Origin of the sequence: Streptomyces sp. SCSIO ZS0520 (assembly GCF_025643355.1) — a bacterium.
Taxonomy (GTDB): domain Bacteria; phylum Actinomycetota; class Actinomycetes; order Streptomycetales; family Streptomycetaceae; genus Streptomyces; species Streptomyces physcomitrii.
Window position 1 is genome coordinate 6,482,996 of sequence record NZ_CP092644.1, and the last position, 25,108, is coordinate 6,508,103.

The following is a 25,108-nucleotide window of genomic DNA, read 5'->3' on the forward strand; positions in this document are numbered from 1 at the left end:
CACCCGTCCGTACGCGGTGGGGCTTCCGCGCACCCGTCCGTACGCGGTGGGGCCTCCTGGCACCCGTCCGTACGCGGTAGGGCCGCCGCGCACCCCGTTCGTACGCGCCCGCCACAGAACCGCGGTGATCCGGCTCCGGCCGGGCGCCGCGGTTCCGGCTTCCGCGTCCCGCGCCCGCGCGCGCCCTGCACCCGCGCGTCCCGCGTCCCGCGCCCTGCCCCCGAGCGTCCGGCGCCCCGCCCCCCGCCGTACTCGCGGATGCGGACCGCCCCGCAGGATGCCGCCGCCCGGGCCCTCGTGTCGGCGGCCGGTGCACCGCACCCGCTGTATCGTCCGGTATCTCCCTTTATCGGGTGATCTGTTGCCCGGGTGGCCGGCTGCCCGGCCGAGCGCCCGGGCGCCGGACCGGCCGGGCGCGGCACCAGGCCGAGGAGGCAGCGATGGTACGGACGACGACGGTGCGCACCCCGCGGTGCCGGGGGCGAACACGCCTGCCCCGGGCGGGAGTCCGGGCCGGAGCGGCGCGGTGAAGGCGACCGCGCCCCGCGGCGGCGCCTCGCCGGACCGCCCGGTGAAGGGACTGCTGCGGCGCCTCGGCGAGTGGTGCGCCCGGCACTTCGTGCGCGTCCTGGTGGCCTGGCTCCTCGCCCTGCTCGCGCTCGGGGCCCTCGACCGGGCCTTCGGCGGGGAGTTCTCGGATAACTTCACGCTGCCGGGCGTCCAGTCGGAGAAGGGCCTCGACGTCCTGCAGAAGCACGACAAGCAGGCCGCCGGGTACAGCAGCCAGGTCGTCGTCCACGACTCCGGCACGCCGCTGACCGGCCTCGGCTCGCAGATGTCCACCGCGGTCGGCGCCCTCGCGAAGCTGCCGCAGGTGCTCTCCGCGCAGAACCCGCTCACCGCGAACGGCAGTTCCTCCACCGGCCCCCTCTCCGGGGACAAGAAGACCGCGTACATCACCGTCCTCTTCGCGGTGCAGCCGTCCACCCTCGGCGACTCCTACCTCGACGGCGTGGACAGCGCGGTCAAGCCGCTGCGCCAGGCGGGCGCCCAGGTCGAGTACGGGGGACCGCTCGGGGAGCTGGCCCGGCCGGCCGCCGACGACCGGGTCTCGGAGCTGATCGGCTTCGGGGTCGCGATCGTGGTGCTGCTCGTCGGCTTCGGCAGCGTGCTCGCCGCCGGGGTGCCGCTGCTGACCGCGCTGCTCGCGGTGGTCTGCGGGCTCGCCTGCCTCGGACTGCTCGCCGCCGCCTTCGACTTCGCCACCGTCTCCCCGACCCTGGCCACCATGATCGGCCTGGGCGTCGGCATCGACTACGCGCTCTTCCTGCTCACCCGGCACCGCCAGCACCTGATGGACGGCGCGGACCCGGTGACCGCCGCCGGGCGGGCCGTGGCCACCAGCGGCCGGGCGGTCCTGGTCTCCGGCTGCACCGTGATCGTCGCCCTGACCGGGCTCGCCGTCTCCGGCGTCGGCTTCATCGCCAAGCTCGGGGCGGCGGCCGCCCTCACCGTGGTGACCGCCGTGGCGGGCGCGCTCACCCTGGTGCCCGCGGTCCTCGGCCTCGCCGGGCGGCGCCTCGACCGCTACCGGGTGCGGCGCCCGATCGCCGAGGTCGAACCGGGGGCGGCGGGCGGTACGGAAGACGGAGCGGCGGGTGACCGTACGGAAGACGGGGCGGGCGGCCGTACGGGGATGGCAAGTGACCGTACGGAAGACGGGGCGGCGGGCGGCCGTACGGAAGGCGGGCCCGCGGAGGGCCACGGCACCTGGCACCGCTACGCCCGGCGGGTGGAGCGCCGCCCCTGGTGGTTCCTGGCCGCCGGTGCCGCGGTCGTCGTGGTGCTGGCCGTCCCGGTGTTCTCGCTGCGGCTCGGGCACATCGGGGACGGCGCCGACCCCACCTCCTTCACCGACCGCCGCGCCTACGACCTGATGTCCGAGGCCTTCGGACCCGGCTCCAACGGCCCGCTGACGGTGGTCGTCGACCAGAGCGCGGTCTCCTCCGGGGACCGTTCGGCGCTGGCCTCCCAGGCGCAGCAGGCGCTCACCGGCGTACCCGGCGCCCGGAGCATCACCAAGCCGCAACCGGCCGGGGACGGCGACATCCTCCTCGCGACCGCGTACTCCACGGCCTCCCCGCAGAGCGCCACCACCACCGACCTGGTCAACCGCCTGGTCGACGAGACCCTGCCGCAGGCGGTCTCCGGCACCCCCGCCCAGGGCTATGTCACCGGGACCACCGCCGCCCAGGTGGACTTCCGCGATGTGGTCGCCGCCCGGCTGCCGCTGATCGTCGCGGTGGTGGTGGCGCTGGCCTTCCTGATCATCCTGCTCGTCTTCCGGGGGCCCCTGGTCGCCCTGAAGGCCGCCGTGCTCAACATCTTCTCGATCGCCGCCTCGTACGGCGTGGTGGTCGCCGTCTTCCAGTGGGGCTGGGGCGGCGGCGCCCTCGGCGTCTCGGGCAAGGTGCCGATCGAGAGCTATGTGCCGATGATGATGTTCGCGATCGTCTTCGGCCTGAGCATGGACTACGAGATCTTCCTGCTCTCCCGGGTCCACGAGGCCTGGCGGCGCACCGGCGAGGCGCGGGCGAGCGTGGCGCACGCCCTGGAGATCACCGCCCGGGTGATCAGCTGCGCCGCGCTCATCATGGTGAGCGTCTTCGCCGCCTTCCTGGTCAGCGACAGCGTCGTGGTCAAGATGCTCGGCCTCGGCCTCGCCGTCAGCGTGCTGATCGACGCCACCGTGGTACGGCTCCTGCTGGTCCCGGCGGTGATGACCCTGCTGGGCCGGGCGGCCTGGTGGACACCGCGGTGGCTGGACCGGGTGCTCCCGCGCCTGGACACCGAGGGCGAGGGCGGCCGGTCCTGAGCCCCCGCCGCCGGGACCCCCGCGCGGCGGGCCGGTCGGCTCAGATGCCCAGTTCCTTGGCGCCGTTCAGCTGGGTGACCGCCTCCGGCTCGCCGTCGAGCTGGACGTCCGCCACGGACTGGCGCCCGTAGACGTACATCAGCAGCTCGCTTGGCTCGCCGGTGACCGTCACCACCGGGGCGCCCTTGCGCGCGACCACGGTCCGGCCGTCGGGGCGGCGGAGCACCACGCCCGTCGGCGCCTTGCGGCCGACCACCCGGGCGGTGCGCTCCAGACGCGACCAGAGGACGTCGGAGAAGACCGGGTCGAGCCTGCGCGCGGTCCAGTCCGGCTGGGCGCGGCGGACGTCCTCGGCGTGGACATAGAACTCGACGATGTTGGTGGCCTCGTCGACCTGCTTGAGGGCGAAGGGCGAGAAGCGCGGCGGGCCGCTGCGGATCAGCCGCAGCAGCTCCTCGTAGGGCTTGCCGGCGAACTCGCCCTCGACGCGTTCGAGGCGGCCGGCGAGCGGCTTGATCAGGATGCCGCCCGCGGCGTCCGGGCGGCGCTCGCGCACCACCACATGGGCGGCGAGGTCGCGGGTGAGCCAGCCGCCGCACAGGGTCGGCGCCTCGGGTCCGGCCGCCTCCAGGAGATCGGCGAGCAGGAGTCGTTCACGCTTGGCATGAGTGGACATGCGTTAACCCTACGGCCGCCCGGGGGAGACGGCCACGTCCCCGGACGGCGAGGGTGTTCCACCGGGCGGACGCCCGCCCGAAGGGCCCGGCGGATCGCGCACAATGGCACCCATGACCACGTCCAGGCAGCCCAGCCAGCTCGACCCGGAGATCGCCGCGCGCCTCAAGCGCGGCGCCGACGGGCTCGTCCCCGCCGTCACCCAGCAGTACGACACCGGCGAGGTGCTCATGCTCGGCTGGATGGACGACGAGGCGCTGCACCGCACGCTCACCACCGGCCGCGCCACCTACTGGTCCCGCAGCCGCCGGGAGTACTGGGTCAAGGGCGACACCTCCGGCCACGTCCAGCACGTGAAGTCGGTGGCCCTGGACTGCGACGCGGACACCGTCCTGGTGCGGGTCGACCAGGTGGGCGCCGCCTGCCACACCGGCGACCGCACCTGTTTCGATGCCGACGTCCTGCCGCTCGGTCAGTAGGGTCGGCGGCCATGGACCTCGACACCTTCCGCAAGCTGGCGGCCGACCGCCGCGTCATCCCGGTCAGCCGCAAGCTCCTGGCCGACGGGGACACCCCCCTCGCGCTCTACCGCAAGCTCGCCGCCGAGCGGCCCGGCACCTTCCTCCTGGAGTCCGCGGAGAACGGCCGCTCCTGGTCCCGCTACTCCTTCGTCGGGGTGCGCTCCTCCGCCACGCTCACCGAGCGCGGCGGCCGGGTCCACTGGGAGGGCGTGCCGCCGGTCGGCGTCCCCGCCGAGGGCGATCCGCTCGCCGCCCTGCGCGCCACCGTCGAGGCGCTGCACACCCCGCGCGACCTCGCCTCCGGCATGCCGCCCTTCACCGGCGGGATGGTCGGCTACCTCGGCTACGACATCGTGCGCCGCCTGGAGAAGATCGGCCCCGGCGAGCGCGACGACCTGAAGCTGCCCGAGCTGACCATGCTGCTCACCAGCGACCTCGCGGTGCTCGACCACTGGGACGGCACCGTCCTGCTGATCGCCAACGCCATCAACCACAACGACCTCGACACCGGCGTGGACGAGGCGTACGCGGACGCCGTGGCCCGGCTCGACGCCATGCAGGCCGACCTCTGCCGCCCGCTCGCGCAGCCGCCCGCGGCCCTGCCGCCCGCCGAACTGCCCCCGTACCAGGCGCTCTGGGGCGGCACCGACTACCAGGCGGCCGTCGAGGACATCAAGGAGCGCATCCGCGCGGGCGAGGCCTTCCAGGTGGTGCCCTCGCAGCGCTTCGAGACGCCCTGCGCGGCGAGCGCGCTCGACGTCTACCGGGTGCTGCGGGCCACCAACCCCTCGCCGTACATGTACCTCTTCCGCTTCGACGGCTTCGACGTGGTCGGCTCCTCGCCGGAGGCCCTGGTCAAGGTCGAGGATGGGCACGCCATGGTGCACCCCATCGCGGGCACCCGGCCGCGCGGGGCGAGCCCCCAGGAGGACCAGCAGCTCGCCGAGGAACTGCTCGCCGACCCCAAGGAGCGCGCCGAGCACCTGATGCTGGTCGACCTCGGGCGCAACGACCTCGGCCGGGTCTGCGAGCCGGGCAGCGTTGAGGTGGTCGACTTCATGTCGATCGAGAAGTACTCGCACGTGATGCACATCGTCTCGACCGTCACCGGCCAGGTCGCCGAGGGCCGCACCGCCTTCGACGTCCTCACCGCCTGCTTCCCCGCGGGCACCCTCTCCGGCGCCCCCAAGCCGCGCGCCATGCAGATCATCGACGAGCTGGAGCCCTCCCGCCGCGGACTGTACGGCGGCTGCGTCGGCTACCTCGACTTCGCGGGCGACTCGGACACCGCCATCGCGATCCGCACCGCCGTCCTGCGGGAGGGCACCGCCTACGTCCAGGCGGGCGCCGGGGTGGTCGCCGACTCGGACCCGGTCGCCGAGGACACCGAGTGCCGCAACAAGGCGGCGGCGGTCCTGCGCGCGGTGCACACCGCGGAACGGCTCGGCGGGTAGCGGGGGTTCGGGCCGCGGTCCCGTACGTACAGCCGTCCCCTTCTTCCCGTATGTTCGGTTCTTTCCGTATGTCCGGCGCGGCCAGCCCTTCCCAGGCGCGGCGGCACCCGCGATTTCCGGCCATGATGTGACGAAATCGCCGCAGTGATCTGCGTCCCCCGGCCCGCCCCGGGTGACGCCCGGGGGCGGCTTGGGGCGATAGTGGGGGGGTGACTGCTGTACCCCACCCCCGAACCGAAGCCGCGGCGCGCGCCCGCTCCGGTCGCCGCAGCCTGGCCGTCGCCCTGCTCGCGGGCGCCGGAGGTGCCGCCGTGACGCTGCTCGCCTCGCGTCAGCGCTGGGCCGAGGGCACGGCCGCCGTCGCGGGCGGCGACTTCCCGCTCTCCGCGAAGGGCGGCGATGTCACCGGACTCCCCGCGGCGCTCGCCGTCGTCGGGCTCGCCGCCCTGGTCGCCGTCTTCGCCGTGCGCCGCACCGGCCGGTACCTGGTCTCCGGGCTGCTCGCGCTCGCCGGCGCCGGCATCGTGGCGGCCTCGCTGCTCGGCGCCTCCGACAGCGGCGCCCTGGACGAGAAGGCCGCCGAGGCCTCGGGCAACACCTCCGCCACCGTCGAGTCGCTCAGCCACACCGCCTGGCCCTATGTCGCGGTCGCGGGCGGGGCGCTGATCCTGCTCGCCGGAGTGATCGCGCTGCGCTGGGGCAGCGGCTGGCCCGCCATGTCCGGCCGGTACGAGCGCTCCGGGGCCCCGCGTCCGCGCCGGTCCGCCCCCGCCGACCCGGACCACCCGGGGGAGCTGTGGAAGGCGCTCGACCGCGGCGAGGACCCCACCCGCGGCACCCGGAGCGGCTGAACCCGCCCCGCCGCACGTGCTCTTCGCCACCCCGCGCCGGATCGGCGTCCGGCGTACGGGACAATGGGCGGCGAGGGTTCGACCACGACCACGCACCCCGCCCCGCCCCGCCCCAGCAACAAGGAGCACGTCATGTCGGCGAGCAGCCACGGACACGGACACACCCCGGCCGCCTGGACCGGTGTCATCATCACCTTCATCGGTTTCTGCGTCGCGGGTGCCTTCATGGTCATGGCGGAGCCCGTCGGCTTCTGGGCCGGGATGGTGCTCACCGTCCTCGGCGGCGTGGTCGGCGGCCTCATGAGCCTGATGGGCCTGGGCGCGAAGCCGAAGAACGCCCCCGCGGCCGCCCCCGCCGCCAAGGCCACCGCCGAGCCGCAGGCCGAGGCCGCCGTCTGACACCCGCGGGCCGGGGGCACCCCGCCCCCGGCGCCCGTCCGCGCGCACCCGGCGGCCCCGCCCCGCGCGCGGGCTCCCCGCAGAGGACACAATGCACGGGTGAACGCTGAACCCGAGCCCGCCCTCGCCCCGGCGCCCGGCGCCGCCCTGAAGCGCATGCTGGTGCCCGCGGGCGTGCTCGCGGCGGTGGTGGCGGCCTTCGGCTATGTGGCACGCGTCGACCCGAACGACCCCGGCCACTACCCGGTCTGCCCGCTGCTGCGCCTCACCGGTGTCTACTGCCCCGGCTGCGGCGGGCTGCGCAGCGCCCACGCCTTCGCCCACGGCGACCTCGGCGCCGCCCTCACCGACAACGCCCTGGCGGTCCTCGGCTACGGGGCCTTCGCCGTGCTCTGGGTGGTGTGGATGATCCGCGCGGCCCGCGGGCGCCCCTTCAGCCTCGTCCTGCGCCCGGCGCAGATGTGGGTGGTGGGCGCCCTCGCCCTGGTGTTCACGGTTGTCCGGAATTCGCCCTTCGGCGGCTGGCTGCATCCTTGAAGCGGCGGCGGACGTCCAGGTAGTGGGACCGCGCCCGGGTGAATGCGGGAGCATCGCCTCCCTGCGGCTACCATCGCAGTGACCAGGGGCCTTTGCGCGCCCGCACAGGCACAGCCGCAACGGCAGGAACGGCAGGAAGAGGGGAACGCTCGCGTGAGTGTGCTCGACGAGATCATCGAAGGAGTCCTCGCCGACCTCGCCGAACGGCAGGCGGCGGTCAGCCTCGATGAGCTCAAGGAGCGCGCCGCGGCCGCCCCGCCGGCCAAGGACGCCGAGGCCGCGCTGCGCGGCGAGGGCGTCCAGGTGATCTGCGAGGTCAAGCGCTCCAGCCCGTCCAAGGGCGCGCTCGCGGCCATCGCCGACCCGGCCGCCCTCGCCGCCGACTACGAGGCGGGCGGCGCCGCCGTCATCTCCGTCCTCACCGAGCAGCGCCGCTTCGGCGGCTCGCTCGCCGACCTGGAGGCGGTCCGCGCCCGGGTGCAGATCCCGGTCCTGCGCAAGGACTTCATCGTCACCTCCTACCAGCTGTGGGAGGCCCGGGCGCACGGCGCCGACCTCGCCCTGCTGATCGTGGCCGCCCTCGACCAGGAGGCGCTGGTCTCCCTCGTCGAGCGCGCCCGCTCCATCGGCCTCACCCCGCTCGTCGAGGTGCACGACGAGGAGGAGGTCGAGCGCGCGGTCGCCGCCGGGGCCCGCGTCATCGGCGTCAACGCCCGCAATCTGAAGACCCTGGAGGTCGACAGGTCGACCTTCGAACGGGTCGCCCCCGAGATCCCGGACGAGCTCGTCAAGATCGCCGAATCGGGTGTGCGCGGCCCGCACGACCTGATCGCCTACGCCAACGCCGGGGCGGGCGCCGTCCTCGTCGGCGAATCCCTGGTCACCGGCCGCGACCCGAAGGCCGCGGTCTCCGACCTGGTCGCCGCGGGCGCCCACCCGGCGCTGCGCCACGGGCGGAGTTGACCGGCCGATGCGCGATGCGGGGCGGTGCACGGGAGAGGTCCGCGGCAGCGCGGGCCCGATGGCCCTCGCCTGCCCCGGCGCGGGTCGGGCCGCCCTCGACCGGTACGCCCGGCTGGCCCGCGGCTGCCGTCCGCGCGGCTGCCGCGCCCCCGCCCGCCGGGTGCACGGCCGCCGGGTGCGCTATGTGATCGGCGACGAGCCCGGCCAGGTCAACGGCATGCGATGGCACGGGCGCCCCGCGCGCCCCTGAGTCCGCCCCCGTGATCCGCCTCGCCCGCGAGCCCCCGCGCCCGCGCGGCCGAGGTCCCCGCGGGCGGTCCGGTGCGCGCATACGGTGATCACCGACCGACCGAGCATCCCGGGGCGCCGTGCGCCCCGCGAGGAGCATGCGCATGCCCAGCGAGTTCTTCCTTCCCGATCCCGAGGGCCGAGTGCCCAGCGCCGAGGGCTACTTCGGCGCCTTCGGCGGCAAGTTCATCCCGGAGGCGCTGGTCGCCGCCGTGGACGAGGTGGCCGCCGAGTACGACAAGGCCAAGGGCGACCCCGCCTTCGCCGCCGAGCTGGAGGACCTGCTCGTCCACTACACCGGGCGCCCCAGCGCGCTCACCGAGGTGCCGCGCTTCGCCGAACAGGCGGGCGGCGCCCGGGTGTTCCTCAAGCGCGAGGACCTCAACCACACCGGCTCGCACAAGATCAACAACGTCCTGGGCCAGGCCCTGCTCACCAAGCGGATGGGCAAGACCCGGGTCATCGCGGAGACCGGGGCCGGCCAGCACGGCGTCGCCACCGCCACCGCCTGCGCCCTGTTCGGCCTCGACTGCACCATCTACATGGGCGAGATCGACACCGAGCGCCAGGCCCTCAACGTCGCCCGGATGCGGATGCTCGGCGCCGAGGTCGTCGCGGTGAAGTCCGGCAGCCGCACCCTCAAGGACGCCATCAACGAGGCCTTCCGCGACTGGGTCGCCAACGTCGACCGCACCCACTACCTCTTCGGTACGGTCGCGGGCCCGCACCCCTTCCCCGCCATGGTCCGCGACTTCCACCGGGTGATCGGTGTCGAGGCCCGCCGCCAGCTCCTGGAGCGCACCGGGCGGCTGCCGGACGCCGCGCTCGCCTGCGTCGGCGGCGGCTCCAACGCCATCGGCCTCTTCCACGCCTTCCTCGCCGACGCCTCGGTGCGCCTGATCGGCTGCGAGCCCGCCGGGCACGGACTGGACACCGGGGAGCACGCGGCCACCCTGACCGCGGGCGAGCCCGGCATCCTGCACGGCTCGCGCTCGTACGTGCTCCAGGACGACGAGGGCCAGATCACCGAGCCGTACTCGATCTCGGCGGGTCTGGACTACCCGGGCATCGGACCCGAGCACGCCTACCTCAAGGACAGCGGGCGGGGCCAGTACCGGGCGGTCACCGACGACGCGGCCATGCAGGCACTGCGGCTGCTCTCCCGGACCGAGGGCATCATCCCGGCCATCGAGAGCGCGCACGCCCTCGCCGGGGCGCTGGATGTCGGCCGGGAGCTGGGCCCGGACGCCCTGCTCGTCGTCAACCTCTCCGGACGCGGCGACAAGGACATGGACACCGCGGCCCGCTACTTCGGGCTGTACGACGAGGGCGCCGACGCGGCGGTCGAGGCCGACGCGGGCAGCGAGCCCGCCGAGATCCAGGGGGACGTGAAGTGAGCGGCACCATCGGACTCCTGGAGGAGACCCTCGCGGCGGCGAAGGCCGAGGACAGGTCCGCCCTGATCGCCTACCTCCCGGCGGGCTTCCCGACGGTGGACGGCGGCATCGAGGCGGTCAAGGCGGCCTTCGCGGGCGGCGCGGACGTCGTCGAGGTCGGCCTGCCGCACAGCGACCCGGTGCTCGACGGCCCGGTCATCCAGACCGCCGACGACATCGCGCTGCGCGGCGGGGTGCGGATCGCCGATGTGCTGCGCACGGTGCGCGAGGCGCACGCGGCCACCGGCAAGCCGGTCCTCGTCATGACGTACTGGAATCCGGTCGACCGCTACGGCGTCGCGCGCTTCACCGCCGAGCTGGCCGAGGCGGGCGGCGCGGGCTGCATCCTGCCCGACCTGCCGGTGCAGGAGTCGGCGCACTGGCGGGAGCACGCCGCCAAGCACGGCCTCGCCACCGTCTTCGTGGTCGCCCCGAGCAGCCGGGACGCCCGGCTCGCCACCATCACGGCGGCCGGTTCCGGCTTCGTCTACGCGGCCTCGCTGATGGGCGTCACCGGAACCCGCGCCTCGGTCGGCGCCGAGGCGAAGGAGCTGGTGCGGCGCACCCGGGCGACCACGGAGCTGCCGGTCTGCGTCGGCCTCGGCGTCTCCAACGCGGAGCAGGCCGCCGAGGTCGCGGGCTTCGCGGACGGGGTCATCGTCGGCTCGGCCTTCGTCAAGCGGATGCTCGACGCCCCCGACGAGGCGGCCGGACTGGCGGCGGTCCGCGAACTCGCCGCCGAGCTGGCCGCGGGGGTCCGGCGCGGCACCGGGCCCGGGTAACTCGTACGGGTGGATCAGGGACCGGGGAGGCACGCTGGTGCCTCCCCGGTTCGTTTGCGGGGTGTGAGCGAGAACAAGCCTGAGGGAAAGCGCGCCGCCCGCGAGCGGCTGGCCGTCGAGCGAGAGCGGCAGAAGGCGCAGGACAAGCGGCGGCGGACGACGATCGTCGGCGGCGCCGTCATCTGCGTCCTCGCGCTGGCCGCGGTCATCGGCGTGATCGCCGCCAACGCGGGCGGCGACAAGGAGGAGAGCAGCGGTCCCGTGGTGGCGCCCAAGGGCGCGGCGGGCAAGGACAACCTCGCGGTGCCGGTCGGCAAGCCCGGGGCGAAGGCCACACTGACGGTCTGGGAGGACTTCCGCTGCCCGGCCTGCAAGCAGTTCGAGGACACCTTCCGGGGGACCGTGCACGAGCTGACGGAGAGCGGAAAGCTCAAGGTCGAGTACCACCTGGTCACGCTCATCGACAAGAACATGGGCGGCAGCGGCTCCCGGCGCTCGGCCAACGCCGCGGTCTGCGCCCAGGACGCCGGGAAGTTCGCCGCGTACCACGACGTCCTCTTCGAGAACCAGCCCCCCGAGACCGAGGACGCCTACGGCGACGACGCCCGCCTCGTCACCCTCGCGGGCAAGGCCGAGGGCCTCGACACGCCCGCCTTCCGCGCCTGCGTCGAGCAGGGCCGCCACAACAGCTGGGTGCAGAAGTCCCAGCAGGCCTTCACGGACAGCGGCTTCCAGGGCACCCCGACCATCCTGCTCGACGGCAGGAACATCTACGGCGACCAGAGCAACCCGCTGACCCCGGCCAAGCTCAAGCAGATGGTGGAGGAGGCCGACAAGGCGTGAGACCCGCGGGGGGTGCCGCGACCGCGCGGCGCCGCCCGTTACGGACCCGTTGCCGGGTGGGCGCCCGTGCCCGCGGCCCGGCAGGGTAGCGTCGACCCTGCCATGGACATTGCCTTCATCCCCAGCCCCTCGCGCGGAGTGCTGAACCTCGGCCCCATCCCGCTGCGCGGCTACGCCTTCTGCATCATCCTCGGCGTCTTCCTCGCCGTCTGGATCGGAAACCGCCGCTGGATCGCCCGGGGCGGGCGCGCCGGAACCGTCGCCGACATCGCGGTCTGGGCGGTGCCCTTCGGCCTGGTCGGCGGGCGCCTCTACCACGTGATCACGGACTACCAGCTGTACTTCAGCGAGGGCCGTGACTGGGTCGACGCCTTCAAGATCTGGGAGGGCGGGCTCGGCATCTGGGGAGCCATCTCGCTCGGCGCCGTCGGCGCCTGGATCGGCGCCCGCCGCCGGGGCATCCCGCTGCCCGCCTACGCCGACGCGGTCGCCCCCGGCATCGCCCTCGCGCAGGCCGCGGGCCGCTGGGGCAACTGGTTCAACCAGGAGCTGTACGGCAAGGCCACCGACCTGCCCTGGGCGCTGAAGATCACCAGCTCCGACGACGGCCGCGTCCCCGGCACCTACCACCCGACCTTCCTCTACGAATCGCTGTGGTGCATCGGCGTCGCACTGCTGGTCATCTGGGCGGACCGCCGCTTCAAGCTGGGCCACGGCCGCGCCTTCGCGCTGTACGTCGCCGCCTACTGCGCGGGCCGCGGCTGGATCGAGTACATGCGGGTCGACGAGGCGCACCACGTCCTCGGCCTGCGCCTGAACGTCTGGACCGCGATCCTCGTCTTCGCCGCCGCGGTCGCCTACATCGTGGTCTCCGCCCGGCTGCGCCCCGGCCGCGAGGAGATCGTCGAGCCGGGCGCCGCTCCGGCGGAGGGCGACGACGCCACCGCGAAGTCGGCCACCGGGGAGCCCGGCACCGCGAAGTCCGGGGCCGCCGAGGCCGCCGCCACCGGGGAGAAGCCCGGCCGGGACGGCACCGGCGCGTCCGGCGGCACGCGCGGTACCGGCAGCACCGACAAGAACGGCGACAAGGCAGGCTCCTCCGGCAAGGGCTGAGCCCCGGCCGCAGCCGCCGACGGCGATCTGGCGGGCAGCTCAGCTGCCGCCCAGGTCGCCGTCCTCGATTTCGCTGCGGAAGGGCATGGCGGCGATCGCCCCCGGCTTGGTGACCGCGAGCGCCGCCGCGCAGACCGCCCAGCTCAGCGCCTGCGGCATGGTCCGCCCCTCGCCGAGCGCCACCGCCAGCGCGCCCACGAAGGTGTCCCCGGCCCCGGTGGTGTCCACGGCCTCCACCTTCGGCGCGGGCACATGCAGCGGCTCGTGCTCCCGGCTCGCGTACAGGCAGCCCTCCGCGCCGAGGGTGAGCACCGCCTCGGGGACCTTCTCCAGCAGGGCGGCCAGGGCGGTGCGGTGGTTCTCCTGGCCGGTCAGGGCCGCCGCCTCGCGCTCGTTGAGGACGAGGAGGTCGGTCACCGCGAGCAGCTCGGCGGGCAGTTCACGGGCGGGGGAGGGCGTCAGCACGGTACGGACGGTGTGCCGGTGCGCGGCCTTCGCGGCGGCGAGCACCCCGCTCATCGGGATCTCCAGCTGGAGCAGCAGGGTGTCGGCGGTGGCGATCAGCGCCTCGTCGCCCGGGGGGAGGTGGGTGAGGGTGCCGTTCGCGCCGGGGATCACCACGATCGCGTTGGAGCCCTGCGCGTCGACCACGATGTGCGCGGTCCCGCTCGGTCCCTCCACGGTGCGCATCAGGTCGGTGTCCACGCCGTTGTGCGCGAGCTCGGCGAGGAGCGCGGGCCCGTAGGCGTCGGTGCCGACCGCCCCGATCATGGCCACCTCGGAGGCCCCGGCCCGGGCCGCCGCCACCGCCTGGTTGGCGCCCTTGCCGCCGGGCAGGGTGCGCAGTTCGTGCCCCGTCACGGTCTCGCCGCGGCGCGGGGCGCGCGCCACGTAGGTCGTCAGGTCCATGTTGATGCTGCCGAGTACGACGACGGCGGTCATACGGTCAGGCCTTCCTGGAGCCGGGGTCGGGCGGGGCGGCGCGGCCGGTGCCGGGAGCGCCGCCAGGGGAAGACTGCCCCGCGGCGGCGTGATCAAGGGCACAGGCACGCCGCGTACCGCGCACGGCCGCCGCCCGAGGGGGCCTTCGGGGGCGGGCGCCACCCCGGTAAGCACGGCCTTCCTTGCTGGCGAGAGCGATTTTTCGCGCGTACTTTCGAAGACGTCGCGGGGGTGCCGGGCCACCGGAAGTGGTACCGGGAGCGCCCCGGCGCGGAAGGGGAAGTCACATGGCCGTCGTCGAGACCGGTGCCACGCCGCACGCGGCGCACCGCGACAACCACACCCACCGCGAGGTCAACGGCGGCTGGCTGCGGCCCGCGGTGTTCGGCGCGATGGACGGCCTGGTGTCCAATCTGGCGCTGATGACCGGTGTCGCGGGCGGCAGCGTGGGCCCGGGCGCCATCGCGCTGACCGGGCTCGCGGGACTGGCCGCCGGGGCGTTCTCCATGGCGGCCGGCGAGTACACCTCGGTGGCCTCGCAGCGGGAGCTGGTCGAGGCGGAGCTCGCGGTGGAGCGCCGGGAGCTGCGCGCCTTTCCCGAGGACGAGGAGGCCGAGCTCGCCGCGCTGTACGTGGGCCGCGGCGTGGAGCCCGCGGTGGCGCGGCAGGTCGCCCGGCAGCTGTCGAAGGACCCCGAGCAGGCCCTGGAGATCCACGCCCGCGAGGAACTCGGCGTCGACCCCGGCGAGCTGCCCTCCCCGCTGGTGGCGGCCTTCTCCTCCTTCGGCGCCTTCGCGCTGGGCGCGCTGCTGCCCGTGCTGCCCTATCTGCTCGGCGCCACCTCGCTGTGGCCCGCCCTGCTGCTCGCGCTGGCCGGTCTCTTCGCCTGCGGTGCGGCGGTGGCCGCGGTGACCGCGCGCAGCTGGTGGTACAGCGGGCTGCGGCAGCTGGCGCTCGGCGGGGCTGCGGCCGGTGTGACGTACGCCCTGGGCCATCTGATCGGTGCGGCCGTAGGATGAGGGGCTGCGGAGCTATACGGACCCCTGCATAAGTAGTTGTTACCAGGCGGTTTCGAACGCGGGAACCGGGGGCATGAGCCGTAAGCACCGCGGGCAATGAAGCTCGCGCCGCACCCGGGTCCGCGTCGGCTCAGCCATCCGTCCGGCCCCTCTCACACCTCTCGGTCGCACGAGCGATGGCACGCGCGATGTCCGCATGCTGGAATGAACTATCCGGTTTTCGAGAAGCGTTCCATCATGTAACCTGCACGAAATTTCGCAGAGGGCCAACGTCGTCCCTCGGCACGCACATTGCCACGACGACGACGGGAGAGCCGATGCGTTCGCCGCGCCAGCCGTCCCAGCACTCCTCGCCCCAGGCCGCCACCGCCTGGTCGCACATGGATGCTCGCCCTGCCGCGCAGGGTATGTACGACCCGCGCAACGAGCACGACGCCTGCGGTGTCGGCTTCGTCGCCACCCTCACGGGCAAGGCGGAGCATCAGCTGGTCGAGCAGGCGCTCACGGTGCTGCGGAATCTGGAGCACCGCGGCGCCACCGGCTCCGAGCCCGACTCCGGCGACGGCGCGGGCATCCTCACCCAGGTCCCGGACGCCTTCCTGCGCGAGGTCACCGACTTCGAGCTGCCCGAGCAGGGCGCCTACGCCGTCGGCATCGCCTTCCTGCCGCGCGCCGAGAACGCCGAGGCCCTCGCCCGTATCGAGGCCATCGCCGCCGAGGAGGAGCTGACCGTCCTCGGCTGGCGCGAGGTGCCGGTCGCCCCCGAGCTGCTCGGCAGCATCGCCCACGCGACCATGCCCGCCTTCCGGCAGCTCTTCGTCGGCGACGGCGAGAACACCGGCATCGCCCTGGACCGCAAGGCCTTCGCGCTGCGCAAGCGCGCCGAGCGCGAGGCCGGGGTGTACTTCCCCTCGCTGTCCGCGCGGACCATCGTCTACAAGGGCATGCTCACCACCGGTCAGCTGGAGCCCTTCTTCCCGGACCTGTCCGACCGCCGCTTCGGCAGCGCCATCGCCCTGGTCCACTCCCGCTTCTCCACCAACACCTTCCCGAGCTGGCCGCTGGCCCACCCGTACCGCTTCGTCGCGCACAACGGTGAGATCAACACCGTCAAGGGCAACCGCAACTGGATGCGGGCCCGCGAGTCGCAGCTCGCCTCCGAGCTGTTCGGCGAGGGCAAGGACTTCTCCCGGACCTTCCCGGTCTGCACGCCGGACGCCTCCGACTCGGCCTCCTTCGACGAGGTCCTGGAACTGCTCCACCTCGGCGGACGCTCGCTGCCGCACAGCGTGCTCATGATGATCCCGGAGGCCTGGGAGAACCACGCCTCCATGGAGCCGGCCCGGCGGGCCTTCTACCAGTACCACGCCACCCTGATGGAGCCCTGGGACGGCCCGGCCTGCGTCACCTTCACCGACGGCACCCAGGTCGGCGCCGTCCTCGACCGCAACGGACTGCGCCCCGGCCGCTACTGGGTCACCGACGAGGGCCTGGTCGTGCTCGGCTCCGAGGTCGGCGTCCTCGACATCGACCCGGCCAAGGTCGTCCGCAAGGGCCGCCTCCAGCCCGGCCGGATGTTCCTGGTGGACACCGCCGAGCACCGCATCATCGAGGACGACGAGATCAAGGCCGCCCTCGCCGCCGAGCAGCCCTACGAGGACTGGCTGGAGACCGGCGAGATCGAGCTGGAGGACCTGCCCGAGCGGGAGCACATCGTGCACACCCACGCCTCGGTCACCCGCCGCCAGCAGACCTTCGGCTACACCGAGGAAGAGCTGCGCGTGCTGCTCGCCCCGATGGCCAAGGCCGGTGCCGAACCGATCGGCTCGATGGGCACCGACACCCCCATCGCCGCCCTCTCCAAGCGCCCCCGGCTGCTCTTCGACTACTTCACCCAGCTCTTCGCGCAGGTCACCAACCCGCCGCTGGACGCCATCCGCGAGGAACTGGTCACCTCGCTCTACTCCTCGCTCGGTCCGCAGGGCAACCTCCTGGAGCCGACCGCGGCCTCCTGCCGTAGCGTCACCCTGCCCTTCCCGGTGATCGACAACGACGAGCTGGCCAAGCTCATCCACATCAACGCCGACGGCGACATGCCCGGCATGAAGGCCGCGACCCTCTCCGGCCTCTACCGCGTCGGCGGCGGCGGGGACGCCCTCGCCGCCCGCCTGGACGAGATCTGCGCCGAGGCCGACGCCGCCATCGAGGCCGGCGCCCGGCTGATCGTGCTCTCCGACCGGCACTCCGACGCCGAGCACGCGCCGATCCCCTCGCTGCTGCTCACCTCGGCCGTCCACCACCATCTGATCCGCACCAAGCAGCGCACCCAGGTCGGCCTGCTCGTCGAGGCGGGCGACGTGCGCGAGGTGCACCACATCGCGCTGCTCATCGGCTTCGGCGCCGCCGCCGTCAACCCGTACCTGGCGATGGAGTCCGTCGAGGACCTGGTGCGGGCCGGCACCTTCCTGCCGGGCACCGAGCCCGAGCAGGCCATCCGCAACCTCATCCACGCCCTCGGCAAGGGCGTCCTGAAGGTGATGTCCAAGATGGGCATCTCCACCGTCGCCTCCTACCGGGGCGCGCAGGTCTTCGAGGCGGTCGGCCTGGACGAGGAGTTCGTCGCCAAGTACTTCGACGGCACCGCCACCAAGATCGGCGGAGTCGGCATCGACGTCGTCGCCAAGGAGGTCGCCGCCCGGCACGCCAAGGCCTACCCGGCCACCGGCATCGCCCCGGCGCACCGCGCCCTGGAGATCGGCGGCGAGTACCAGTGGCGCCGCGAGGGCGAGCCGCACCTCTTCGACCCGGAGACGGTCTTCCGCCTCCAGCACTCGGCGCGCAGCGGCCGCTACGACGTCTTCAAGCAGTACACGGACCGGGTCAACGAGCAGTCCGAGCGCCTGATGACGCTGCGCGGACTCTTCGGCTTCGCCTCCGACCGCCCCTCGGTGCCGATCGAGGAGGTCGAGCCGGTCAGCGCGATCGTCAAGCGCTTCTCCACCGGCGCCATGTCGTACGGCTCCATCTCCCAGGAGGCGCACGAGACCCTCGCCATCGCCATGAACCAGCTGGGCGGCAAGTCCAACACCGGCGAGGGCGGCGAGGACGCGGACCGGCTCTACGACCCCGCGCGCCGCTCGGCGATCAAGCAGGTCGCCTCCGGCCGCTTCGGCGTGACCAGCGAGTACCTGGTCAACGCCGACGACATCCAGATCAAGATGGCCCAGGGCGCCAAGCCCGGCGAGGGCGGCCAGCTGCCCGGCCACAAGGTCTACCCCTGGGTCGCCAAGACCCGGCACTCCACGCCGGGCGTGGGCCTGATCTCGCCGCCGCCGCACCACGACATCTACTCCATCGAGGACCTCGCCCAGCTCATCCACGACCTGAAGAACGCCAACCCCGAGGCCCGCATCCACGTGAAGCTGGTCTCCGAGGTCGGCGTCGGCACGGTCGCCGCGGGCGTCTCCAAGGCGCACGCGGACGTGGTCCTCATCTCCGGCCACGACGGCGGCACCGGCGCCTCCCCGCTGACCTCCCTCAAGCACGCGGGCGGTCCCTGGGAGCTGGGCCTCGCCGAGACCCAGCAGACCCTGCTGCTCAACGGGCTGCGCGACCGCATCACCGTGCAGACCGACGGCCAGCTCAAGACCGGCCGCGACGTGGTCATCGCCGCCCTGCTCGGCGCCGAGGAGTACTGCTTCGCCACCGCGCCGCTCGTGGTCTCCGGCTGCATCATGATGCGCGTCTGCCACCTGGACACCTGCCCGGTCGGCATCGCCACCCAGAACCCGACGCTGCGCGAGCGCTACTCCGGCAAGGCCGAGTACGTGGTCAACTTCTTCGAGTTCATCGCCGAGGAGGTCCGCGAACTCCTCGCCGAGCTGGGCTTCCGCAGCCTCGACGAGGCCATCGGCCACGCCGAGCACCTGGACACCAGCCGCGCCGTGGACCACTGGAAGGCCCAGGGCCTGGACCTCGCCCCGCTGTTCCACGTCCCGGACCTGCCCGAGGGCGCCGTACGCCACCAGCTCGTCGACCAGGACCACGGCCTGGAGAAGGCGCTCGACAACCAGCTGATCAAGCTGGCCGCCGACGCCCTGTCCGCCGAGTCCGCGGGCGACGCCCAGCCGGTGCGCGCGCAGATCGCCATCCGCAACATCAACCGCACCGTCGGCACCATGCTCGGCCACGAGGTGACCAAGAAGTTCGGCGGCGGCGGACTGCCCGACGACACCATCGACATCACCTTCACCGGCAGCGCGGGCCAGTCCTTCGGCGCCTTCGTGCCGCGCGGCATCACCCTGCGCCTGGAGGGCGACGCCAACGACTACGTCGGCAAGGGCCTGTCCGGCGGCCGGATCGTGGTCCGCCCGGACCGCGGCGCCGACCACCTCGCGGAGTTCTCCACCATCGCGGGCAACACCATCGCCTACGGCGCCACCGGCGGCGAGCTGTACCTGCGCGGCCGCACCGGCGAGCGCTTCTGCGTCCGCAACTCCGGGGCGACCGTCGTCTCCGAGGGCGTGGGCGACCACGGCTGCGAGTACATGACCGGCGGCCACGCGGTCGTCCTCGGTCAGACCGGGCGCAACTTCGCGGCCGGCATGTCCGGCGGCATCGCGTACGTCATCGACCTCGACCCGGACAACGTCAACGCCGGCAACCAGTCCGCGATCGAGGAGCTGGACGAGACCGACCGCCAGTGGCTGCACGAGGCCGTGCGGCGCCACCAGGAGGAGACCGGCTCCACCGTCGCCGAGAAACTGCTCGCCGACTGGGACGCGAGCCTGGCCCGGTTCTCCAAGATCATCCCCAGTACGTACAAGGCAGTGCTCGCCGCCAAGGACGCCGCCGAGCAGGCCGGGCTCTCCGAGTCCGAGATCACCGAGAAGATGATGGAGGCGGCGACCAATGGCTGATCCCAAGGGCTTTCTGAACCACGGCCGCGAGGTCGCCCAGTCCCGTCCGGTCGAGGAGCGCGTCAAGGACTGGAACGAGGTCTACGTCCCCGGCTCGCTGCTGCCGATCATCTCGAAGCAGGCCAGCCGCTGCATGGACTGCGGCATCCCCTTCTGCCACAACGGCTGCCCGCTCGGGAACCTGATCCCCGAGTGGAACGACTTCGCCTACCGCGAGGACTGGGAGGCCGCCGGCGAGCGGCTGCACGCCACCAACAACTTCCCGGAGTTCACCGGGCGGCTGTGTCCCGCGCCCTGCGAGTCGGCCTGCGTGCTCGGCATCAACCAGCCCGCGGTGACCATCAAGAACGTCGAGGTCTCCATCATCGACAAGGCCTGGGAGACCGGCTCGGTCGTCCCGCAGGCCCCGGAGCGCCTCTCCGGCAAGACGGTCGCCGTCATCGGCTCCGGACCGGCCGGCCTCGCCGCCGCCCAGCAGCTCACCCGGGCCGGGCACACCGTCGCGGTCTTCGAGCGCGCCGACCGCATCGGCGGGCTCCTGCGCTACGGCATCCCCGAGTTCAAGATGGAGAAGCGGCACATCAACCGCCGTATCGAGCAGATGCGCGCGGAGGGCACCAAGTTCCGTACCGGGGTGGAGATCGGCCGGGACCTCGACGCCGCCAAGCTGCGCAAGCGCTACGACGCCGTGGTCGTCGCCGCCGGGGCCACCACCGCCCGCGACCTGCCGGTGCCGGGCCGGGACCTGGACGGCATCCACCAGGCCATGGAGTACCTGCCGCTCTCCAACAAGGTGCAGGAGGGCGACTACGTCGCCCCGCCGATCACCGCCGAGGGCAAGCACGTCGTCGTCATCGGCGGCGGCGACACCGGCGCCGACTGCGTGGGCACCGCCCACCGCCAGGGCGCCGCCTCGGTCACCCAGCTGGAGATCATGCCGCGGCCCGGCGAGGACCGCGCCCCGCACCAGCCGTGGCCGACCTTCCCGATGCTGTACAAGGTCACCTCCGCGCACGAGGAGGGCGGCGAGCGGGTCTACTCCGTCTCCACCACCCACTTCGAGGGCGACGAGGACGGCAAGGTGCAGTCCCTGCACCTGATCGAGGTCGAGTTCGTCGACGGCAAGCCGACCCAGAAGCCGGGCACCGAGCGCGTCATCCCCGCCCAGCTGGTCACCCTCGCCATGGGCTTCACCGGCACCGACCAGGACAACGGCATGGTCGCCCAGTTCGGCCTCGACCTCGACGAGCGCGGCAACATCGCCCGCGACGCCGACTACGAGACCAATGTCCCCGGCGTCTTCGTCGCCGGTGACGCGGGCCGCGGCCAGTCCCTCATCGTGTGGGCGATCGCAGAGGGCCGCTCGGCCGCCCGCGGCGTCGACAAGTTCCTCACCGGCGTCAGCTCGCTGCCCCGCCCGGTCCGCCCCACCGACCGCTCGCTGGTGGTCTGAGGCCCCCGGCCCGCTCCACCAGCGCGCATCACACGTGCCGTACAAGGAAGTACGGACCACGACCACGGCGCCCGCCTCGTCCCCGACCGGACGGCGGGCGCCGTGGAGGTTCCGGGGGCGGCGGGCGGTGCGGAGCGTCCGGCCCCCTCCGCACCGCCTCCTATCCCGCCCGGAAACAGGCGGACACCATCCCAGAAGTCCGGTGCGGGAAAGGGGAGTTGGGGCGTGAGGAGGTGCGGTTCGGCCACTCGGCGCGCCCCTGCCCGCCGGGTCAGGGAATCCGGTACTCCTCCCCGTACACCCGCCAGGTCAGCGGCGTACGCAGCTCCAGGTTGCCGTCGTAGAGGAACTGGCGCTCGGCGGTGTCGATGCGGCTGGTGTCGCGGTCGGAGCGGTGCTTCTTCATCGCCGCGCGGCGCTTGTCGAGGAAGATGTCGAGGTACGCCTTCTCCCTGCCGCCCTGGGAGGGGAGGTCGGTCTCGTCCAGGGTGGCCTCGCGGATGCCGTAGAAGCCGTCCGGGCCGGTGCCGGGGCCGTGCAGCACCATGGCGTCGTAGTAGGCGAACTGGCCCAGCGTGCCGAGGCCGTCGAGTTTGGCGAGGCGGACGGCGGGCTCGAAGTAGACGCGGTCGCGTTCGGCGTCCTGGGCGGCGCGGAAGGCGGGGCGGGCGGCCTCCGCGCGCCAGGCCGCGGTGAAGGCGGGGCCGAGGCCGGTGTGCGCGTCGCTGCCGTCGACCGCGCGCAGGGCGGGCAGGAAGCGGGCGAGCCGGTTGTCCGGGTGGTCCTCGCTGTAGCGCGCGACCAGGGTGAGCAGATCGTGGGTGCCGCTGCAGAAGCCGATGATCCCGGCGGTGTAGCCGCGGCCGTCGCCGATGTCCTCGATATAGCCGTACTGGCCGCGCCAGTCGAGGGTGGAGTTCTCCGCGCTGGCCACCAGCTGCTGGGCGATCTCCTTCTTGGCGGGCGCCGCGAGCCCGGGCGGCAGCTTCGCGATCTGGGCGTCGTCCCGGGCGCGTTCGGCCGCGGCGGAGTGCGCGCCGCCGCCCGAGGAGCCGTCCTCGGAGCCCGGGGTGAAGAGGAAGACCAGCGCCGTCGCCACGGGCGCCACCGCGAACAGGGCCCAGCCGGTGCGTCTCATGCGGCACCCGACCCGGTCAGCGAGGACACCTTCACGGCGGCCAGGACGAGGAGGACGAGGAGGACGATCGCGCAGGCCGCGCCCTGGACCGGGAGGCGGCGGGCGCGCGGTGCCCAGGCGAAGGCGGCCGCGACCAGGGCGCCGGTCAGCAGCCCGCCCAAGTGCCCCTGCCAGGAGGCGAATCCGGCGGAGACCAGCATCCACACCAGGAGTCCGCCGAGCATCCGGTTCACCGCCTCGCGGGGTGCGCCGAGGCGGCGGCCCACCACGTAGCAGGCGGCGCCGAGGCCGAAGATCGCGCCCGAGGCGCCCACCGTGTCGGTGTCCGGGGCGAGCAGCAGTACGAGCACCGAGCTGCCGAGCGCGGAGAGCAGATACAGGGCGAGATAGCGGACCCGGCCGAGCTGGAGCTCCACCACCCGGCCGATGTTCCACAGCGAGAACATGTTCAGCCCGATGTGCAGGATCCCGAAGAGGCCCTCGGTGGGGGAGAGGTGCAGGAAGGCCCCGGTCAGCAGCCGGTACCACTCGCCCGCGACCACGCCCTCCGCCGTGAAGCCGGGCGGCACCGGGTCCTGGTGCACGTAGTGCTCCCCGTCCGGACCCCGCATGCCCGCGCCCAGCATCCCGAACTGGTCCAGGATCTCCGGGCGCACCAACTCCCCGAGGAAGAAGAGCAGATTGAGCCCGATCAGCGCGTACGTGACCACGGCCACGGGCAGGCCGCCGCCTCCGAAGGCGGTACCCGGCTGCCGCTGTGCCGCCCCCTCGTCCTCGGCGGAGCACTCCACGCACCGGGGGCCGTCCGCGGCCTCCCGTACGCAGTCCGGGCAGACGGGCCGCCGGCACCGGGCACAGTGGACAGGGGTCTCCACCTCGGGGTGGCGGAAGCAGGTGGAGACTGTGGCATCCACGCGCGGCTCCTCGGGGGTCGGGGACGGGACGGGCGCTGCGCCTCGCGGGGCGGGCAGGGCCGGGAGCCGGTGGGGCGGCGCGGCGAACAATGTAGCGAACGGGATGAGTAGGGCCGAAGTCCCGCCGCTGCGCCGGGTGGAGCGGGCGGGTGGAGACGGCCGGATCGGGCCGCCGTCCCGGCTACGCCTCGGCCGCCCCGGTCCTTCCGCTCTCCACCCGCCTCCACCCGCTCCCAGGGCGGCGGGCCGCCGAGGCGGGTTGTCATCGGCGGAGCGCGGCGCATCCGTACGCAGGCGTCCGGGTCCTGGGGGCCGATGTCCCTCAGCAGTGTGCCCGCGTTCCTTGGCCGCACTCCGTGATGTGACTCTCGCCGTTCCGCTCTCCCCCTGGTGGGGGCCGCCGTCTAACGTCGGCAGCCTACGATCGGAGCCCCGCACATGCCGCGTACCTTCACCGTCTCGGACAGCATCGTCATCGCCCTCGACCCGGAGGAGGTCTACGAGCAGATCAGCGATCCGCGCCGGATGGCGAGCTGGAGCCCGGAGAACCAGGGCGCCACGCTGGGCGAGGGATGGGGCCAGGGCACCAGGGTCGGGCTGCGTTTCGCCGGGCACAACAAGCGCGGTGGCGTGAAGTGGACGACCCAGTGCGTGGTCACCGCCGCCGAGCCGGGGGAGCGGTTCGCCTTCCGGGTGCGGGCGTTCGGGCCCCGGCGCCTCGCGCTGCCCTCCAGGATCGCGAGCTGGGAGTACCGCTTCGAGGCGGTGGACGGCGGCACCCAGGTGACCGAGACCTGGACCGACGACCGCCGCTCCTGGCCGGATTTCCTCGCCAACGGCTTCGACAAGGCGGTCACCCGCGGCAAGGTCTTCGCCGACTTCCAGCGGGGCAACATCCGGCACACCCTCGCGACGCTCAAGCGGCAGCTGGAACGCGGCACCACCCGCGGGGAGTGAGCGGCGGCGCCCCGGGGCGGGTGAGCGCCGCCGCCCGGGCCCGGTGAGCGGCGCCGCCCGCGGTCAGGTCTCGCAGTCGTGCACGGTGCCGCACAGGGAGCACCGGGCGCGCAGCCTGCCCCGTACCGGCACCCGGATCCGCTGGAAGCAGGCCGGGCAGGCGAAGGAGACCGAGGCGGGGCCAAGGCCCTCGAAGCGGTAGGGGGCGGTGGTGAGCTGGTCGCCCGCCCGGGCCTGGCGGCGGTCCCTGGCGTAGCGGCGGCGATCGGCCCAGCCGGCCGCCGCGAGCGGGGGGCGGCGTCCTTCGTGCCGGGCCATGGCCAGGCCCTCCTGGTAGGCCGGGTACGCCTGGGGGCTGGTGAACCAGGGCGCGGGGTCCTCGTCGAAGTGCCGGGCGCGCAGGGCGAGTACGTAGCCGAACTCCTCGGGGGTGAGGTAGCCGAGCTTCTGCGAGGAGAGGGCGTCCGCGCGGAAGGCGTCGAGCAGCAGCCAGCCCGCGCCGAGGTAGGCGGTCACGGTGTCGGTGAGGATCTCGTTGTCCCGGGTGCCCGGGAAGGACAGGTCCAGGCGGTGCAGCAGGACATGCGCGATCTCGTGCGCGAGGGCGGCGCCGATGTCCCTGCGGTGGCCGCGGAAGCGGTTGTTCAGCTCGATGAAGTACTCGGGCCCCGCGGTCAGTTCGACGGTGGCGGCGTGGGTCATCTCCCGGAAGCTCACCACGGCGCGGGCGTCCGGCAGCCGGTAGTGCCGCACCAGCGCGCCCGCGATCCGCTGCGCGCCGAGGTGCAGGTCCTCCTCCTCGTCGAAGGCGACGTCCGAGGGCGCGACGCTCAGGCCGAAAGCCTGGATGCCGCTGGCCGAAAGTCGCCGATAGAGCGCGGTCAGTGCCGCGTGGACGGTGTCCAGATGCGGAAAACCGCGAGCCACCGGTCCGCTGTCCGCCATGCACACACCCCCGGTCAGGAGTCGAAGCCGTCCCGATTCGGGACGGTATCCGAGAGCACTTTCCGGCCGCTGGCTGGTTTTTGC

The 25,108-nt window shown here is 73.4% G+C and carries 21 protein-coding genes; 16 read left to right on the top strand and 5 right to left on the bottom strand.

All coding sequences use genetic code 11. The annotated features are described in order from the left end of the window. Positions 1-526: 526 nt before the first annotated feature. Positions 527-2,875, top strand: coding sequence for an MMPL family transporter (locus MID12_RS26200; RefSeq protein ID WP_263171116.1), 2,349 nt, complete (start codon positions 527-529; stop codon positions 2,873-2,875). 40 nt (positions 2,876-2,915) lie between these two features. Here the strand turns inward: MID12_RS26200 and MID12_RS26205 are convergent, their stop codons facing one another. After that, positions 2,916-3,551 carry a TIGR03085 family metal-binding protein gene (locus tag MID12_RS26205; protein WP_040254461.1) on the bottom strand — a complete coding sequence of 212 codons (636 nt, stop codon included), beginning with the start codon at positions 3,549-3,551 and terminating at the stop codon, positions 2,916-2,918. Positions 3,552-3,663: 112 nt separating this feature from the next. Here MID12_RS26205 and hisI point away from each other — a divergent pair, with 112 nt between their 5' ends. The 11 genes from hisI to lgt all read left to right on the top strand — a co-directional run bounded on the left by hisI (position 3,664) and on the right by lgt (position 12,737). After that, the gene (gene hisI / locus MID12_RS26210) at positions 3,664-4,029 is read left to right on the top strand and encodes a phosphoribosyl-AMP cyclohydrolase (RefSeq protein ID WP_040254463.1); all 366 of its coding nucleotides are present in this window, start codon (positions 3,664-3,666) and stop codon (positions 4,027-4,029) included. Positions 4,030-4,040: 11 nt separating this feature from the next. Further along, positions 4,041-5,525, top strand: coding sequence for an anthranilate synthase component I (locus MID12_RS26215; RefSeq protein ID WP_040254465.1), 1,485 nt, complete (start codon positions 4,041-4,043; stop codon positions 5,523-5,525). Between the two features lie 209 nt (positions 5,526-5,734). Beyond that, positions 5,735-6,376 (top strand): TIGR02234 family membrane protein, encoded by a 642-nt coding sequence (locus MID12_RS26220; protein WP_040254467.1) that lies wholly within the window; start codon positions 5,735-5,737, stop codon positions 6,374-6,376. Between the two features lie 132 nt (positions 6,377-6,508). After that, on the top strand, positions 6,509-6,775 hold the full coding sequence (locus tag MID12_RS26225) for an HGxxPAAW family protein (protein ID WP_040254469.1): 267 nt from the start codon (positions 6,509-6,511) through the stop codon (positions 6,773-6,775). A gap of 156 nt (positions 6,776-6,931) precedes the next feature. Continuing rightward, complete coding sequence (locus MID12_RS26230; RefSeq protein WP_078845504.1) at positions 6,932-7,312, top strand: DUF2752 domain-containing protein; 381 nt, start codon at positions 6,932-6,934, stop codon at positions 7,310-7,312. A gap of 153 nt (positions 7,313-7,465) precedes the next feature. After that, a complete protein-coding gene (gene trpC / locus MID12_RS26235; RefSeq protein ID WP_040254474.1) occupies positions 7,466-8,275 on the top strand; it encodes an indole-3-glycerol phosphate synthase TrpC in 810 nt (269 codons plus the stop codon). 7 nt (positions 8,276-8,282) lie between these two features. Then, a complete protein-coding gene (gene trpM / locus MID12_RS26240; RefSeq protein ID WP_263171124.1) occupies positions 8,283-8,525 on the top strand; it encodes a tryptophan biosynthesis modulator TrpM in 243 nt (80 codons plus the stop codon). 142 nt (positions 8,526-8,667) lie between these two features. After that, positions 8,668-9,960 (top strand): tryptophan synthase subunit beta, encoded by a 1,293-nt coding sequence (trpB, locus tag MID12_RS26245; protein WP_040254476.1) that lies wholly within the window; start codon positions 8,668-8,670, stop codon positions 9,958-9,960. Further along, positions 9,957-10,781 (top strand): tryptophan synthase subunit alpha, encoded by an 825-nt coding sequence (gene trpA, locus MID12_RS26250; protein WP_040254478.1) that lies wholly within the window; start codon positions 9,957-9,959, stop codon positions 10,779-10,781. Before trpB ends, trpA begins: the two co-directional genes overlap by 4 nt. 63 nt (positions 10,782-10,844) lie before the next feature. Next, positions 10,845-11,624 (top strand): DsbA family protein, encoded by a 780-nt coding sequence (locus MID12_RS26255; protein ID WP_263171129.1) that lies wholly within the window; start codon positions 10,845-10,847, stop codon positions 11,622-11,624. 102 nt (positions 11,625-11,726) lie between these two features. Continuing rightward, positions 11,727-12,737 (top strand): prolipoprotein diacylglyceryl transferase, encoded by a 1,011-nt coding sequence (lgt, locus tag MID12_RS26260; protein WP_263171131.1) that lies wholly within the window; start codon positions 11,727-11,729, stop codon positions 12,735-12,737. Positions 12,738-12,776: 39 nt separating this feature from the next. On the opposite strand, the gene rbsK is transcribed toward lgt, so the two are convergent. Next, on the bottom strand, positions 12,777-13,679 hold the full coding sequence (rbsK, locus tag MID12_RS26265; RefSeq protein ID WP_040254484.1) for a ribokinase: 903 nt from the start codon (positions 13,677-13,679) through the stop codon (positions 12,777-12,779). Positions 13,680-13,966: 287 nt separating this feature from the next. Between rbsK and MID12_RS26270 the strand changes: the two genes are divergently transcribed. The 3 genes from MID12_RS26270 to MID12_RS26280 all read left to right on the top strand — a co-directional run bounded on the left by MID12_RS26270 (position 13,967) and on the right by MID12_RS26280 (position 21,070). After that, positions 13,967-14,698, top strand: coding sequence for a VIT1/CCC1 transporter family protein (locus MID12_RS26270; protein ID WP_040254487.1), 732 nt, complete (start codon positions 13,967-13,969; stop codon positions 14,696-14,698). A 317-nt stretch (positions 14,699-15,015) separates the two neighbouring features. After that, complete coding sequence (gene gltB, locus MID12_RS26275; protein ID WP_263171138.1) at positions 15,016-19,617, top strand: glutamate synthase large subunit; 4,602 nt, start codon at positions 15,016-15,018, stop codon at positions 19,615-19,617. Continuing rightward, entirely contained in the window at positions 19,610-21,070 is a 1,461-nt protein-coding gene (locus MID12_RS26280; RefSeq protein WP_040254490.1) for a glutamate synthase subunit beta, read from the top strand. The genes gltB and MID12_RS26280 overlap by 8 nt, the downstream gene beginning before the upstream one ends. A gap of 271 nt (positions 21,071-21,341) precedes the next feature. Here the strand turns inward: MID12_RS26280 and MID12_RS26285 are convergent, their stop codons facing one another. Together MID12_RS26285 and MID12_RS26290 are read right to left on the bottom strand one after the other, a co-directional pair. Then, positions 21,342-22,208 (bottom strand): chitosanase, encoded by an 867-nt coding sequence (locus MID12_RS26285; protein WP_263171140.1) that lies wholly within the window; start codon positions 22,206-22,208, stop codon positions 21,342-21,344. Further along, positions 22,205-23,122 carry a rhomboid family intramembrane serine protease gene (locus MID12_RS26290; RefSeq protein ID WP_263171143.1) on the bottom strand — a complete coding sequence of 306 codons (918 nt, stop codon included), beginning with the start codon at positions 23,120-23,122 and terminating at the stop codon, positions 22,205-22,207. The genes MID12_RS26285 and MID12_RS26290 overlap by 4 nt, the downstream gene beginning before the upstream one ends. Positions 23,123-23,560: 438 nt before the next feature. On the opposite strand from MID12_RS26290, the gene MID12_RS26295 reads away from it, so the two are divergent. Next, positions 23,561-24,079, top strand: coding sequence for an SRPBCC family protein (locus MID12_RS26295; RefSeq protein ID WP_263171145.1), 519 nt, complete (start codon positions 23,561-23,563; stop codon positions 24,077-24,079). 63 nt (positions 24,080-24,142) lie between these two features. Here MID12_RS26295 and MID12_RS26300 read toward each other — a convergent pair whose 3' ends face one another. After that, on the bottom strand, positions 24,143-25,024 hold the full coding sequence (locus tag MID12_RS26300; RefSeq protein ID WP_263171147.1) for a hypothetical protein: 882 nt from the start codon (positions 25,022-25,024) through the stop codon (positions 24,143-24,145). Positions 25,025-25,108 lie beyond the last annotated feature (84 nt).

Excerpts from the sequence above, each read along its gene's own strand:
- MID12_RS26215 (WP_040254465.1), top strand. The coding sequence starts at position 4,041 with ATGGACCTCGACACCTTCCGCAAGCTGGCGGCCGACCGCCGCGTCATC.
- MID12_RS26205 (WP_040254461.1), bottom strand. The coding sequence starts at position 3,551 with ATGTCCACTCATGCCAAGCGTGAACGACTCCTGCTCGCCGATCTCCTG.
- gltB (WP_263171138.1), top strand. The coding sequence starts at position 15,016 with ATGCGTTCGCCGCGCCAGCCGTCCCAGCACTCCTCGCCCCAGGCCGCC.
- MID12_RS26295 (WP_263171145.1), top strand. The coding sequence starts at position 23,561 with ATGCCGCGTACCTTCACCGTCTCGGACAGCATCGTCATCGCCCTCGAC.
- rbsK (WP_040254484.1), bottom strand. The coding sequence starts at position 13,679 with ATGACCGCCGTCGTCGTACTCGGCAGCATCAACATGGACCTGACGACC.
- hisI (WP_040254463.1), top strand. The coding sequence starts at position 3,664 with ATGACCACGTCCAGGCAGCCCAGCCAGCTCGACCCGGAGATCGCCGCG.
- MID12_RS26285 (WP_263171140.1), bottom strand. The coding sequence starts at position 22,208 with ATGAGACGCACCGGCTGGGCCCTGTTCGCGGTGGCGCCCGTGGCGACG.
- trpM (WP_263171124.1), top strand. The coding sequence starts at position 8,283 with ATGCGCGATGCGGGGCGGTGCACGGGAGAGGTCCGCGGCAGCGCGGGC.
- MID12_RS26280 (WP_040254490.1), top strand. The coding sequence starts at position 19,610 with ATGGCTGATCCCAAGGGCTTTCTGAACCACGGCCGCGAGGTCGCCCAG.
- MID12_RS26230 (WP_078845504.1), top strand. The coding sequence starts at position 6,932 with ATGCTGGTGCCCGCGGGCGTGCTCGCGGCGGTGGTGGCGGCCTTCGGC.
- MID12_RS26300 (WP_263171147.1), bottom strand. The coding sequence starts at position 25,024 with ATGGCGGACAGCGGACCGGTGGCTCGCGGTTTTCCGCATCTGGACACC.
- lgt (WP_263171131.1), top strand. The coding sequence starts at position 11,727 with ATGGACATTGCCTTCATCCCCAGCCCCTCGCGCGGAGTGCTGAACCTC.
- trpB (WP_040254476.1), top strand. The coding sequence starts at position 8,668 with ATGCCCAGCGAGTTCTTCCTTCCCGATCCCGAGGGCCGAGTGCCCAGC.
- MID12_RS26270 (WP_040254487.1), top strand. The coding sequence starts at position 13,967 with ATGGCCGTCGTCGAGACCGGTGCCACGCCGCACGCGGCGCACCGCGAC.
- MID12_RS26225 (WP_040254469.1), top strand. The coding sequence starts at position 6,509 with ATGTCGGCGAGCAGCCACGGACACGGACACACCCCGGCCGCCTGGACC.